At 59.4% G+C, this 14901-nt stretch carries 8 protein-coding genes; 1 reads left to right on the forward strand and 7 read right to left on the reverse strand.

Going from position 1 to position 14901, the window contains the following annotated elements:
• Positions 1-117: 117 nt before the first annotated feature.
• The 7 genes from PQR27_RS25665 to PQR27_RS25695 all read right to left on the reverse strand — a co-directional run bounded on the left by PQR27_RS25665 (position 118) and on the right by PQR27_RS25695 (position 9913).
• Complete coding sequence (locus PQR27_RS25665; RefSeq protein WP_408526426.1) at positions 118-2994, reverse strand: plasma-membrane proton-efflux P-type ATPase; 2877 nt, start codon at positions 2992-2994, stop codon at positions 118-120.
• Between the two features lie 110 nt (positions 2995-3104).
• Complete coding sequence (fabI, locus tag PQR27_RS25670; RefSeq protein WP_408528301.1) at positions 3105-3866, reverse strand: enoyl-ACP reductase FabI; 762 nt, start codon at positions 3864-3866, stop codon at positions 3105-3107.
• Positions 3867-3874: 8 nt separating this feature from the next.
• Positions 3875-5068, reverse strand: coding sequence for an acetate/propionate family kinase (locus tag PQR27_RS25675; RefSeq protein WP_408526427.1), 1194 nt, complete (start codon positions 5066-5068; stop codon positions 3875-3877).
• Complete coding sequence (locus PQR27_RS25680) at positions 5065-6453, reverse strand: bifunctional enoyl-CoA hydratase/phosphate acetyltransferase (protein ID WP_408528302.1); 1389 nt, start codon at positions 6451-6453, stop codon at positions 5065-5067. Before PQR27_RS25680 ends, PQR27_RS25675 begins: the two co-directional genes overlap by 4 nt.
• A gap of 25 nt (positions 6454-6478) precedes the next feature.
• Positions 6479-8272: a PHA/PHB synthase family protein gene (locus PQR27_RS25685; protein WP_408526428.1), complete on the reverse strand. Its 1794-nt coding sequence runs from the start codon at positions 8270-8272 to the stop codon at positions 6479-6481.
• A 543-nt stretch (positions 8273-8815) separates the two neighbouring features.
• A complete protein-coding gene (locus tag PQR27_RS25690; protein ID WP_408526429.1) occupies positions 8816-9535 on the reverse strand; it encodes a Crp/Fnr family transcriptional regulator in 720 nt (239 codons plus the stop codon).
• A 96-nt stretch (positions 9536-9631) separates the two neighbouring features.
• Positions 9632-9913: a hypothetical protein gene (locus PQR27_RS25695; protein ID WP_408526430.1), complete on the reverse strand. Its 282-nt coding sequence runs from the start codon at positions 9911-9913 to the stop codon at positions 9632-9634.
• A 425-nt stretch (positions 9914-10338) separates the two neighbouring features.
• Between PQR27_RS25695 and PQR27_RS25700 the strand changes: the two genes are divergently transcribed.
• Entirely contained in the window at positions 10339-14775 is a 4437-nt protein-coding gene (locus tag PQR27_RS25700) for a chemotaxis protein CheB (protein ID WP_408526431.1), read from the forward strand.
• Positions 14776-14901 lie beyond the last annotated feature (126 nt).

A 14901-nucleotide genomic window follows, 5' to 3' on the forward strand; every position in this document is an offset into this window, starting at 1 on the left:
GAGTGTTTGCGACAAGATATCCAAATAGTGATCGAGATCATCCCTTTGTGCGCCGGAAGCTGCCCGTTCTTGAATCCGTATTACGGCGCGCGATGTTCACGATCGGTTTGCATCGACTCACTTCTGAGGTTCTTCTTTCGGAAGCTTTCGCTCCGCCGCCTCCCAGTCCTGAACGGCCTGAACGTCCTCGCGCCCTAGCTCCTCGTAGAGTTGATGAACACGCTTGACGAGTTGCTGTGTCGGGTCGGCCGGTGTTTCAGTTTTGGCTCCTGGCTCGGACCTAACGTTGCCCTCGCGTTGGGGCGCGGCATTGGTCTCAGGCTGGGGTGTGACGTAAGCGTCGGGCTGAGGCGAGGCCTTCGCTTCGGGCTGGGGTGAAGCCTTCGCCTCGGGCTGCGGCGAAGCCTTCGCCTCGGGCTGGGGTGCGGCCTTCGCTTCGGACTGCGGCGAGGCCTCGGCATCAGGTTGAGGTTTCGTATCAGTTTCAGGTTGGGCTTCGGCTTTGATGCCAGCCGTATGCCCGGCTTTGACCGGATCAAATATCCGATAGGCAAGAAGCTTCACTCGATCATTCACGAGGAACCAGACCAACGCATAACCCCAGACGAATAGCGCCCACGACCAGCCAATTGGCGTCATGAACAACCCATAAACCGCGATCAATGTCGCTACCAGTTGGGTGCCCAGCACAGCGAGCAGCAAGACTCTCGCTGGACGTATCGACCAGAAGGGCCCACGTGTCCGGGTCAGAAAAATAGTCAGATGCCCCGCAACAGACAGCTTTAAGTACATCAACGTCTGAATGTGCGGGCGGTCGAGGTGAAATATGCGCTCGCCAAGATAAAACAGGCCGAACGCAGCGGCGACGCCGACGACCCCCAACACCGTGGCGATCCCCAATACGAGCCGCATGTTCCACGCCTCGGGCTGGTCCTTGTAACGAACATTGTCGTAGGCAATGGACAGGATGGCGCCGTCGTTAAGCAACGCCAGCATCACGATCATCACCGCGGTCAACGGGTAAAAGTTAAAGACCAGGATTGAGAGCGTCATGAACAGCAACACCCGCAGCGTTTCGGCGATGCGGTAAATCGCGTAGCTGTTCATACGCTGGAAGATTTTCCGGCTCTCCTTGATTGCGTCGATGATCACCGACAGGCCCGGTGTCGTCAGCACGATGGCAGCCGCCGCACGTGCCGCGTCCGTTGCGCTCGAAACGGCTATGCCGCAATCGGCTTTCTTCAGAGCCGGGGCGTCATTGACTCCGTCGCCGGTCATGCCGACGATGTGGCCGCGTTTTTGCAGGGCGTCAATAATGCGGAACTTGTGCTCAGGGAACACCTGGGCGAAGCCGTCAGCCTTCTCAATGGATTCCGACACCGCCGCCGTCTCCTGATCCTTCTCGTCGCCGAGGCTGCGCGCATCAAGGATATTCGCGCCCATCCCCAGTTTCTTGGCCGTTTCCTGGGCAATCGCCAGCGCATCGCCGGTGACCATCTTGACCTTCACGCCCATTTGTTGCGCGGTGGCGATGGTTGACGTGGCATCGTCCCGCGGCGGATCGAACAAAGGCAACACACCGAGAAATTGCCATTTGCCGTCTCTTTCGGCTCGCGCCACACCCAATGCGCGGAAGCCGCGCGCGGCGAACTCGTTGACCGCCTTGTCAACGGCGGCCTTTACTTCCCCGGCATTGGCCGACAACGCAAGGATCACCTGCGGCGCACCCTTGGTCACCTTGAACGTCTTCCCGTCCGGACCCGTGACGGCGGCCTCGGTGCGCTTATGGACCGGGTCGAATGGCTGGAAGTGGCCGATCTGATAGCCCTTCAGGGTCTCTTTGTCTTTCAGTCCGCCCAGTACAGCAAGGTCGATGGTGTCATTATTGTCGGCGCGCGATGCCAGCGCGCCAGCAACGATAACCTGATCGGCAGGAATATTGTCGACACCGAACGGGTCACCCAAGGTCAATTTGTTCTGGGTCAGCGTGCCGGTCTTGTCAGCGCACAGTACGTCGACCCCCGCCAGTTCCTCGATCGCTACCAACCGGGTCACGATCGCTTTTTTCTTCGCGAGCAGGCGTGCGCCGACTGCCATGGTCACGGACAACACCGTCGGCATCGCCACCGGAATCGCGGCCACAGTCAGAACCAGAGCGAATTGCAAGGTGGTAAGGATCGGGTCGCCACGGAAGATAGCGACGGCGATAATCCCCGCCACCAATACCACCGCCAGGATAATCAGGTAATTGCCAATTTTCAGCACGGCACGTTGAAAGTGGCTGACGGTGTCCGCCCCCTGCACCAGTTCCGCTGTCTTGCCGAAGTACGTGTTCGCACCCGTGGCATAGACGAGTGCACCGATTTCACCCTGGCGAACGATCGAGCCGGAAAATACCGCTTCGCCTGATTTACGCGTCGCGGGTAGCGACTCCCCCGTCAGGGCGGACTGATCCACCTCCACCGCGTCGCCGTCGAGAAGACGTGCATCCGCCGGCACAATGTCGCCCATACGCAGGCGGATGACATCGCCTGGCACCAGATCGCGCGCCGCCGGCATAGTCCATTTTCCATCGCGCTTTACCCGGGCCTTGATTGCCAGGGTGGCCTTCAGCGCGGCAATGGCGTTACCGGCCTGGTGCTCTTCCCAGAACCCCACTACCGCGTTGGCGAGAAGCAGAACGAGAATGATGCCAAAGTCAGGCCAGTGCCGGGCCACCGCAGAAAGGATCACCGCCACTTCGATCATCCATGGAATTGGACCCCAGAAATAGCCGAGGAATTTCAGTAGTGAATTGGTCTTCTTTTCTTCTAGCTCGTTGGGCCCGTATTGGGTCAGGCGTTTCTCGGCTTCGGCTTGACTGAGGCCCTCTGGCGACCACCCCAATTTCTGCTCGACTTCCGGCATGGGAAGAGTCTGCAACGCATCCGCCACATGCGGTTTCGATCCCGGCTTGACGTCTGGAGACTTGGGCTTTCCGGCGTGGGCTTCCATGATGTGTACTCCCCTATCCTTGCGATGTCTCGAATTTCGTGGGTGGCGGCTGGAGCGGAGACCCCGTTATCCACGACCAGGCAAGCGTGAGTTCGTCCAGGTTCGTCACGTTATGCAACGATATGAAACCCGGCATCCGCATAGATCACTGACCCGGTCAGCGTCATCCCGGCGTCACTCGCTAGCACAGCCGCGATTCGCCCGATCTCCTCGATCGTGACAAGATGCTGCGCTGGCGTATGCGAGCGGACATCGTCCAGCAGTGCATCAAAATGGTCGATGCCGGATGCGGCCCGTGTCTTCACGGCGCCGGCAGAGATTGCATGGACGTGAACGCGACGCGCTGCCAGATCGACCGCGAGATATCGCACGCTGGACTCGAGCGCCGCTTTGACGGGCCCCATCACGTTGTAGTGGTCGACCGCCCGGTCGGCCCCGTAAAAAGACATGGTCATCAGGCTGCCTCCTTCGGTCATCAACGGCAACGCAAGCTTCGCCATGCGGATGAATGAGTGGCAGGACACGTCCATCGCCTGCGCGAAGCCGTGCGCCGAACAGTCGATCAGACTTGCGTGCAAATCGTCGCCTGGCGCAAACGCTATTGAATGGAGCAAAAAATCGAGTCTCCCCCATTCTTTGCCGATACGTTCGAACACTCCCTCCAGTTGATCCGGTTCGCTCACATCGCATGGCAGGACGATTCGCGCCTGAAGTACATCAGCGACCGGACGCACGTAGGGTTCGGCCTTGGCGTTAAGGTACGTTACAGCGAGTTCCGCGCCTGCCGACCTGAACATCCGGGCGCAACCCGCCGCGATGCTGTGCTCATTGGCGATACCGACCACGAGTCCGCGTTTGCCGGATAGATCGATGATCGAATTCATGTGGCCACCTCCTGCTGATGGAGAACCGAGACAGCTTCGTTCGCGATGATCTGTTCTTCGTCCGTAGGTAGAACCAGCACCGTCACACGGCTGCCAGCGCTGCTGATCACACTCGCATTGAGGGCGTTTGCGTTCCGGTCGAGTTCGATGCCCAGCCAGTCCAGACGCTCACACACGGCGGCACGTACCTCGGGCTGGTGTTCGCCGATGCCCGCAGTGAATACGAGGCTGTCAAACCCGTTAAGAGTCGTGGCGAGACGGGCTACTTCGCCCGCGATGCGAAAGGCGAATAGCTCAAGTGCTTCGCGAGCCTCTGGCCGACGACTCGACTGCAGCGCCCTACTGTCGGCGCTGATCCCGGAGATGCCCAACAAGCCGGACTTCTCGTACAGGATGTCCTCCACTTCCTTTGGGCTGCGACGTTGCTGCTGGAGCATATAGAGCACGACGCCGGCGTCGAGCGCGCCGCAACGGGTTGCCATCGGGATACCGTCGAGTGTCGAGAAGCCCATGCTGGTGTCGCGGCTCGCGCCCCCATCCAGTCCGCACAGGCTTGCGCCGCTGCCCAGATGTGCTGCCACCACTTTGCCACGAGCGAGCCGCGGAAACCGCCTCGCGAGCACGCTAGCAATGAACTGATAGGACAGGCCGTGAAAACCATAGCGTTTGACGCCGGCATCGAAAAATTCACGGGGCAGCGCGAATCGGCGCACGAGGTCGGTCTGGCTACGGTGGAACGCCGTGTCGAAAGACGCCACCTGTACGAGACGAGGACGCAGGTGCCGGATGGCCTGGATAAGCCGTATGCTTTGCGACTGATGAAATGGCGCAAGCGGCACGAGTTCGGTGATCGCGGCGAGCGTCTCGTCCGTAACGGCGACGGGGCCGGCGAACCGGTCGCCGCCATGCACGACACGATGGCCAACCGTTACCAGATCCTTGAGCGCAAAGTGTTCGGCGAACCAGTTCAGCGTTTCATCCAGCACTTCGTGCAAATTCTCGGTAACGGGCGACTTCAAAGGAATATCGCTCGTCTGTTCGCCGCTGATGAGATGAAGCCGCAGCGGCACGCTTCGGAAGTCGATCGTGCCCTGTCCGATTCGCCTGGGACCATCGGTAGTAACGCCAAACAGGCCGATTTTGACCGAAGATGAGCCGGGATTGAAGGTCAACAGAAGTGGATCGTTCATGGCAGGACAACGCCTCCTTGCGTACGTTCGGAGACTAGCTTCGCGAGGGCCGCTGACGCAAGGCGCACCCGTAGACTGTCAGACCGGCTGGTCATGATGATTGGCAGGCGCGCGCCCAGCACAAGGCCGGCGGCATCCGCGCCAGCGAAATAAATCAGTTGTTTCGCCAGCATGTTGCCCGCTTCAAGATCAGGCACGAGGAGAATATCGGCCTGGCCAGCTACGGGTGAATCGATGCCTTTGGTCTTCGCCGCGGCGAGGCTAATTGCATTGTCAAACGCGAGCGGACCGTCAACCAAGGCTCCCCGAATCTGACCGCGCGCAGCCATGACGGTAAGCGCGGCGGCGTCGAGCGTGGTTCGCATTCGCGGGTTCACGACTTCCACTGCGGCAAGGACGGCAACCCGCGGCTCCGCGACGCCCAGGATATGCAGCAGGTCGATCGCGTTCTGGCAGATATCGCGCTTCTGTTCCAGCGTTGGCGTAATATTGACCGCTGCGTCGGTGACGATCAAAGGCTTCGAATAAGCCGGCACGTCCATGATGTAGACATGGCTGATACGTCGGTCAGTCCTCAGTTTCGACGCCGGGTCGACGATTGCGGCCAGCAGGACTTCCGTTTCCAGGCTTCCTTTCATGAGCGCGGCGACGTTGCCTGCGGCACCCATCTCGACTCCCCGTACGGCGGCGGCTCGGCTATCCACAACCGCTTCGATCGTCACGCCTTCGAGGCTGACTCCAGCGATTTTCGCCGCTGCGCGGATGTCAGCCTCCGGTCCAATAAGAATCGGATCGAGCAAGCCTTCCTCGCGCGCCTCGATCGCCGCTCTGATGGTCTCTGGCGAACACGGAAAGACGACGGCCGTGCGCAGGGCGGGATGAACGCGTGCCTCGTGGATGAACGCCGCGTAGCGGTTGTGCCGGCGCACGCTCACGTCAGGTCGCGGCATACGCGGCCAGACAATCGGTTCGGCCGGCGCAATCACCGTGGCGGTCCCGGTCAATACCGACTCGCCTTTCTGGTTCGTACATATCGTATCGAGTAGTACGATCCGCTTGTCGGCCCGTTTCTCCTTTACCGTCGCTGTAGTAGTGATAACGTCGCCGGGCGTAACGGGATGACGGAACTGCAACGTCTGATCGAGGTAGATGGTGCCGGGGCCCGGCATTCTAGTCCCAAGCAGCGCCGAAACCAGTCCGGCGGTCCACATGCCCTGCACAACGATGTGCCCAAACATATCCTGTGCGGCGAATGCAGCGTCCATGTGGGCCGGGTTGACGTCACCCGACATCGCGGCGAATAACTCGATGTCTTCGCGGCTCGCTGTGCTCACCAATGACGCGGACTCGCCAACCTCCAGCTCATCGAAGGTGCGGTTATGCATCAGGTTATCGTTCACGGAAACACCCTCAATGTTGAAATACGTACGTGCCGGGCGCATCCGCAAGTTCGGACAGGTCATCGCCGGGCATTCCCATATGCGGCGGCTGTACGTGTGCCGGGTCGGAACGCGCGTTGATCCACTCGTTCCACGAGGGCCACCAGGAACCATCATGTCGCGTGGCCGCGGCCGCCCATGCGTCCGGGCCGATGCGCAGATCGTCAGCGGGGGTCTCTTTCACCCTGAATTCACGGTGAACATGCCCGGGCTCGCTGACGATACCCGCGTTATGTCCGCCGCTCGTCAGTACGAAAGTGACATCGGTATCGCAGAGATCATGGATTTTGTAGACCGACTGCCACGGAGCAATGTGATCGCGCTCCATGCTCACAACGAACATAGGCGCACGAATGTTGTGGACAGAGATCCGCCGCCCATCAACACCGTATCGACCGGATGCCAGATCGTTGTCGAGGAAAAGTTCGCGCAGATACTCCGAGTGCATCCGGTACGGCATGCGGGTGCAGTCCGCGTCCCACGCCATCAGGTCGATCATCGGCGCGCGTTCACCAAGCAGGTAGTCGTGAATAACGCGCGACCAGATGAGGTCGTTCGAATGCAAAAGCTGAAACGACGCAGACATCTGATTGCCCGCAAGAAAGCCCTGCGACCACATCATGCTTTCCAGAAAATAGACCTCGCTGTCGTCGACGAAGAGCTGCAGTTCACCGGGTTCGGTGAAATCGGTTTGGGCGGCAAACAGCGTGATCGATGCCAGCCGCTCGTCGCCTTTGGCCGCCATCGCGGCGGCCGCGATAGAGAGCAGCGTACCGCCCAGGCAATAGCCGGTCGCGTGAACCTTTCGGTCAGGGACGATTTCAGATATCGCATCCAGCGCTGCCATGACGCCCAGCCACCGATAGTCTTCAAGACTCAGGCCGCGGTCCTCCGCGCCCACGTTGCGCCACGAAATGCAGAACACCGTATGGCCCTCCCCGACCAGATACCGGATCATTGAGTTATGCGGTGAAAGATCAAGGATGTAGTACTTCATGATCCAGGCCGGCACGATCAGGATCGGCTCGGCGACCACAGTCCCGGTTGTCGGGCTGTATTGGATCAGTTCGATTAAATGATTTCGGAACACGACTTTGCCGGGCGTCACGGCTACGTCGACTCCGACCTTGAAGTGATCGAGGCCCACGGCTGGTTTCCCACTTACCTGCCGCTCTGCGTCTTCGATCGCGTTGCAGGCACCCCGTACAAGATTGGCACCGAACGTCGCCGCTGTGCGCTGCACAACCTCGGGATTGGTAAACGGAAAATTCGTGGGTGCGACCATATCAAGAAGCTGGCGAGCAGTGAACGACACCACCTTTTCATGATGCGCGGTGGTTCCCGGCACATCATGAGTCGCAGCATTCCACCACTGCTCAGTGAGCAGAAATGCCTGCTGCCATAACCGGAACGGCTCAGCCTGCCATGCGTCGGCGCGAAACCGGTGATCCGTCGGCGAAGGTTCAACCAATGGCACCGCGTAGTTACCCGTCGCTGTATGGGACATGTAATCACTGATACGTCCTACGTTCCGAGCGCCGAGCGACGCGAGCGCCAGCCGCTTACCCGGTGCCGATGCGAGATGGATGAGCCAGTCAGAAAACGCCAACGTCAGCGCAGCGGGCGAGACACCGCCCGTCACACGCGCGACAGACGCCTCTTTCATACGGTCGAGCGCGCGAAACGGATTGTCAGCGGTTGATTCGCGTGGCTTTCCTGGGACGACTGGATCTATGGGCGGTGCAATCCTGGAACGGGTATCCATGGGGCTTCCTGTGAGTCAATCTGCGTTTTGCTGACGGTCATAACGATGGAATGGCAACTGCATCGCGTCGCCGAGTGAAAGCATGTCGGCGTGGGATATCGTCACTCGCTGCACATAAGCGCAATGGGGATATGAATGCCCGAACCTTGCCGTCTCCGGCAGATTCATCGTCGAATCCACGCCTTGGGGATCCTTCACATGTGATGGGGCGTGCTCATTTCGGGCGAAAGAAGTCGAGTGGCGCCGGGCCGAGGGACTTAAGCCCGTCGAAACAAGCATGTGCGCCTGAGGTGCACGCCGAATCGACACACGTCAAATCGGCTGACAGTCGTTACTTCGAATCATAGAGTCGCTCAGCCGGAAGCAACAGGCTCGGAAACTACTCAGAGCCTGAGAGTGCAAGTCCCTGCTGCCAAGCGGTTCGTTGCGCGGATTGCGTACCTCCGTCCCGAGCAACTCATCGGAGCGGAACGAAATATTCTGAGCCGCCACTGCCTACGCAGCGGCGAGCTGCCGCTGTTGCCAATCTTTCGATTCGCCAACTCAAAGCGCCGTCAGATCCGGAAGCAGGCGATCGAACTCTCGCCTGACGACGTCATAACATTCGCAAACCCGCTTCTCCAGGCCTAAACGGTCCAAGACCTCGATTTGTCCGTAGTTGTAGCGAATCAGCCCAGCGTTCTGCAGCTTCATCGCCGCTTCCGTGACACCAGCACGCCTTACGCCCAGCATATTGGCGATCAGCTCCTGGGTCATTTTCAGTTCGTTTGAAGGTAGTCGGTCCATGCTCAACGAGAGCCAACGGCACAATTGCTGGTCGATCGAATGGTGACGATTGCAAACTGCCGTTTGCGCCATTTGCGTAATCAAGGCTTGTGTATAGCGCAGAAAAAGCCGCTGCACGGGGCCGGCTCGGCCGAACTCTTCTTTCAGGATTCGGGCATCCAGCCGAAATGCCCAACCTGCGCTTTGCACAACGGCCCGGCTCGGTGTCGTCTCGCCACCCATGAAAAGCGCGACGCCAATGAGACCTTCGTTGCCGACAATCGCAATCTCTGCGGACGCGCCGTTTTCCATGACATAGAGCAGCGACACGATCGACGTGGTGGGAAAGTAGACGTGATGCAACTGGTCACCTGACTCATAGACGACCTGCCCCAACGGCATCTCGACCAGCGCCAGATGCGCGCTCACGCGTGCCCAATCCATGCCGGACAACGCGCCAAGCAGGTGATTCTCAAGAGGGTCATGCCCGTCTTTCATACAGCTCCCCTGGATGACGCCGAGCCAGAACGTTTTATCGGATTTAGGTCGGCGACGTCAGACACGGGACAACGTCCTGCATGGATCCGCACGCCATTAACGATGCGCGAACGAGTTACCTAATATTTCGTCGCGCTCTCGCGCGTCTGACAAGAGAAATTCCTTTCTTGCCTGGTCGACCACCTGGCGGACGTATGCATCGCCTTCTGGCTGACCCAGCTCTTTCATATCCCAATTGCGCGCCTGCACGTCGAGAGAGTGAGGCTTGGGCATCGGTACAGAGACTTTCGCCATACCAGAAAGCGAGTCGCCGCTCAGCAGCAGGCGTTGCTGTACTTCCTCGCGGATCTGGTCGCGGTTAAGCATTTTTCTCAACATGACAGACCTCAGAACGAACAGTTTGTGAGCAGACATCCGTCCTACAGGACCGTGTCTGCCGCCAGCACTCGGGGGATCGCGCGACGGGAGCGTCCATCTCTCCGGTCAATGTCGCATGCTGGCATGATCGATCGTTCGGCATGCGCATTAAAAACGCGCAAAGCTCGACATGCTCAACGTGCAGTTCCTCAACCACGGCGCATATGACATCTATTCGAGTTCGCCTCGCCGGCACGACCATGGCGAACCCAGGAGCGCCGATCGGCGTGTCTCCGTTCCCATCATCATAGTGCTGGCCAAACGGCCGCGGCAGGGTCGGAAACTACTCAGTTGCTGAGCTGGCGGAGATCAGAATATGAAAGAAAACTGGTATACGATCAAAACGATGTCTTCTCCGCGAAGTCGACCCGCCGAGGCAAATGGTCATGCCTGAGAGTATTCTCCCTGGCGCTGACAAGGCTCAGTCGAGAGCCGGGCGCCGCCGCGTTCGCAGCAGCGCTGCCGGGCACACATCCGCGGATTTTTTGGTGGTCGGGATAGGCGCGTCGGCGGGTGGTCTGGACGCCTGCCGGAAGTTGCTCGGCGCGCTACCGGCAGACACGGGTATGGCCTTCGTTTTTGTTCAGCATCTCGATCCGAACCATGAAAGCATGATGGTCGATTTACTGGGCGGATGCGCGTCGATACCCGTGCTGCAAGCGGAAAACGGGTTGCCGATCGAGTGTGACCATTTGTATGTCATTCCGCCCGGAACTTCGCTTTCCGTCAGAGACGGCGCGCTCTATCTATCGGAACCCCTCGCGCGTCACGGCGCCCGGCTACCTTTCAATTTCCTGTTGCATTCGTTGGCTGACGAATATGGCCCGCGCGCGGTCTGCGTCGTCCTATCTGGTATGGGCTCTGACGGAAGCGTCGGACTCCGGGCCGTGAGGGAACGTGGCGGCCTTGTGATCGCCCAGAAACCCGACGAAGCTGCCTTCGACGGCATGCCGCGAAGCGCCATCGCCACCGGCGGAGTGGACCTCATACTGTCCGCCAACGGCATACCTGTCGCACTAGCTGAATTTCAAAGGCGTTTGACCCGCCGCGGGAACAACAGCGCTTCTGCATCCCAGGAGACAGAGTCGGCCGGCATGTCGAAGATCGTCGAACTGCTGCGCTCGAAGACGGCACATGATTTCACGTCCTACAAACCGGGTACGCTACAGCGGAGAATCAGGCGCCGCATGGTGCTGGCAGCGATCGAAACCGATGACATGAATCACTATCTCGAGATGCTCGTCGGTAACAGTCATGAGCTTGATCGGTTGGCCGCCGACTTGCTGATCAACGTCACCCGTTTTTTTCGCGATCCTCCGGTATTCGATTTTCTTGCTCGCACGACCGTGCCCGCAATGATTCAAGATCGCGCAGCGGGTCAACCCGTACGCATCTGGATAGCCGGATGCAGCACGGGCGAAGAAACCTATTCTCTTGCGATGCTCTTTCGTGAGCAGATCGCTTTGGCGGGGAGCGATATCAAGCTGCAGGTTTTTGCTTCCGACATCGACCCGGACGCCGTGGCCAAAGCGCGTGAAGGTCTTTACTCCAACGCCATCGAGGCAGACGTATCATCCGTGCGGCTGGAGCGGTTCTTCACCAAAGAGGAACACCAGTACCGTGTATCGCCCGAACTCCGTTCGGTGGTGGTCTTCACGGTCCAGGACGTGCTAGCCGATCCGCCGTTTTCGCGTATCGACCTCGTTTCGTGCCGCAATCTGCTTATATACCTGCGTCCTGAGGCCCAGGCGAAAGTGATGGCGCTGTTTCACTTTGCGTTGCGCGAAGGCGGCATCCTGCTTTTAGGCAGCGCCGAGACGGCCGACAACACCGGCGGCCGCTTCGAACTCATTTCGAAAGCTGAGCGTGTTTATCGGCACACGGGCCGTCCGCGCCCGGGAGACCTTAGGTTTCTGGGCGGGAGCGCCGACCCTTCCCACGCCTCGCTGCGGGAAAGCATGGTGGCGCCCGCCGCTCGCCCCCGTCACGTCGCGATAGCCGAATTGTGCCGCAGATTGGTCGTCGATACCTATGGGCCGGCTGCTGTCCTGATCAACGCCAGCAATGAATGCCTGTATTTCCTTGGCGCCACGGACCGCTATCTACGTGTGCCCACTGGCGCGCCTACGCACGACATCTTCGCCATGGCAGCAAATGGCATGCGTGCGCACCTGAGGTCAGCGATTCAGCAAGCCACACGGAGCGGCGTTCGTGTTAAGACGGCTGGCGGCACGGCATCGCACAATGACAAACGCGTCGCGTTCAATATCGAAGTCCAACCGGTATTGAACGAAGGCGAGCGTCTTTTGCTGATCTGTTTTGTTGATCAGCCGGAGCAAGCACCGATCCACCCACGCCCGATTCAACCTGCTGAGATTTCCCGGGTTGGCGAACTCGAACAGGAACTCGACGCAACCCGCAACGAATTACAAGCCGCAATCCGTAGCCTTGAACTGGCTGGCGAAGAACAAAAGGCAATCAACGAAGAAGCGCTGTCGATCAATGAGGAGTACCAGTCGACCAACGAAGAGTTACTAACCTCGAAAGAAGAGTTGCAATCGCTTAACGAGGAACTCACGGCACTCAACAGCCAACTGCAGGAAACTCTGGAGAGGCAGCGAACAACATCGAACGATTTGCAGAATGTCCTTTACAGCACCGATGTTGCGACGCTCTTCCTCGACACTGACCTGTATATCCGCTTCTTTACCCCAGCCTCGAAGTTGCTTTTCAGCGTCATTCCGAGCGACATAGGCCGCCCGCTTGCAGATCTGCGCTCGCTGGCCGCCGACAGCGCGTTGCTAACGGATGCGCAAGCCGTATTGCAAACCGCGGCACCGATTGAGCGGGAAATCGAAGCGCGCAGCGGCGTCTGGTTCGTGCGCCGGATCCTGCCCTACCGAACGCACGAAAATGGTGTGGAGGGCGTGGTCATCACATTCACCGACATTACGGACAGAAAGCACACGGCGAAAGCGCTCGAAGCGGCACGCCAGCAAGCGGAACTCGCCAACGCTGCCAAATCAAAGTTTCTGGCAGCGGCGAGCCATGATCTTCGCCAACCACTGCAGACACTGGAACTACTTCACTCGCTGCTGGTGAAACTCGTCGAGGGCGACGCGGCCCGGAAAATCGTGACCCGTTTTGAGCAGACGCTGGAGTCGATGTCGACCATGTTGAACACACTGCTCGACATCAACCAGATCGAAGCCGGAACGGTCCATGCCGCGATACTCAACTTTCCGGTCAACGACATGTTTGACCGGCTGAGAGATGAGTTCATTTACCACGCGCAGGCATCAGGCCTCACGTTGCGCGTGGTTCCCAGCCGTCTAACGATCCGAAGCGACCCGCGACTGCTCGAGCAGGTGATCCGTAACCTGCTTTCGAACGCGATCAAATACACCTCGCACGGCAAGGTGCTGCTGGGTTGCCGACGCCGCAACGGCGTGGTCTGTATCGAGATATGGGACACCGGAATGGGGATCCCCAATGCGGAACTCAAGCGGATCTTCGACGAATATCATCAGATCAACAATGCCGCACGAGAGCGCCGGCTTGGACTTGGGCTCGGCCTCTCCATTGCCCAACGCCTGACGCGCTTGCTCAAGCACCGGATTCATGTGCGTTCGCAACCGGGAAGAGGTTCGACATTTACCGTTGAAGTCGGCCCCGCGGCGGACGGCCCGAAGGAAACAACGGCAGCGCAACAGGCAGTGACCAATAACTGCGTCGTCGGCTACACCCAGCGAACCGGCTCAATTCTGGTCATCGAGGATGATCCTGAACTGCGCAGCCTACTCGAAATTGTTCTCACGGATGATGGTCATCGTGCGGCTGCCGCGCCGGACGGCATCGCCGCGCTGGAATGGGTGACGCGCGATACGTTCCGCCCTGATCTGATCGTGGCAGACTACAATCTGCCGAACGGGATGAACGGTCTGGAGATCGCCGCGAAGCTGCGGGAGACGCTGCGCCGGCAGATCCCAACCATCATCCTCACCGGCGACATATCGACTGAAACATTGCGTGCCATCGCACTCCAACAGTGCGTGCAATTGAACAAGCCCGTGCAAGTGAAGGCGCTTGAGCAAGTCATCCAGCGACTGCTGCGCGCGGTACCTCTGGCCGAAACCGGGTTACCGCTGCATCACGGCGGTACGGCCGGCGAAAGCGGACAGGAACCTGTAGTCTTTGTGGTGGATGACGATGGCGACGTGCGCGACGCAATCCGGGCCGTGCTCGAAGAAGACGGCCAGCGCGTCGAAACCTTTGCGACGTGCGAAGCCTTTCTTGAAGGCTATCGTCCGGGACCTGAGGCCTGCCTGCTGATCGATGCCTACCTGCCGGGCATGAGTGGACTTGAACTGCTGGAACACATCCGCGAGGCGAAACACCCACTGCCGGCGATCATGATAACGGGCCATAGCGATGTTTCGACGGTGGTCCGCGCCATGAAGGCGGGCGCGGCCGACTTCATCGAAAAACCCATCAGCCGCATCGGTTTGCTCGACAGCATCAAACGGGCGGTGGAACAGTCACGCGACGCGAACAAACTGCTCGCGTGGCAGGAAATCGCGGCGCGCCATATTGCCGGCCTGACGCCGCGGCAGCACCAGATCATGGAGCGGGTGCTGGCCGGACAACCGAGCAAGATCATCGCGGCGGATCTCCAGATAAGCCAGCGTACGGTCGAAAATCACCGCGCTGCGATCATGAAAAGAACAGGGGCGGACTCTCTGCCTGCGTTAGCCCGCCTGGGACTCGCCGCTGAGGCGTACGAAACTGGCGTGTCAACCGCATCCGGTGCCCCCCCTGCATAGCGTAGACCGACGCAAAAGTGTCGACAGCCAGCCGTCGCGGCGCGTCATCGTCAAGAAAACAGGGGCAAATGATCACAAACTTGATTTCACAACAACTTCGGGTGGCAGACCGCCGTCGACGCTACT

It is taken from the genome of Paraburkholderia fungorum (assembly GCF_046027215.1).
GTDB classification, from domain to species: Bacteria; Pseudomonadota; Gammaproteobacteria; order Burkholderiales; family Burkholderiaceae; genus Paraburkholderia; species Paraburkholderia fungorum_D.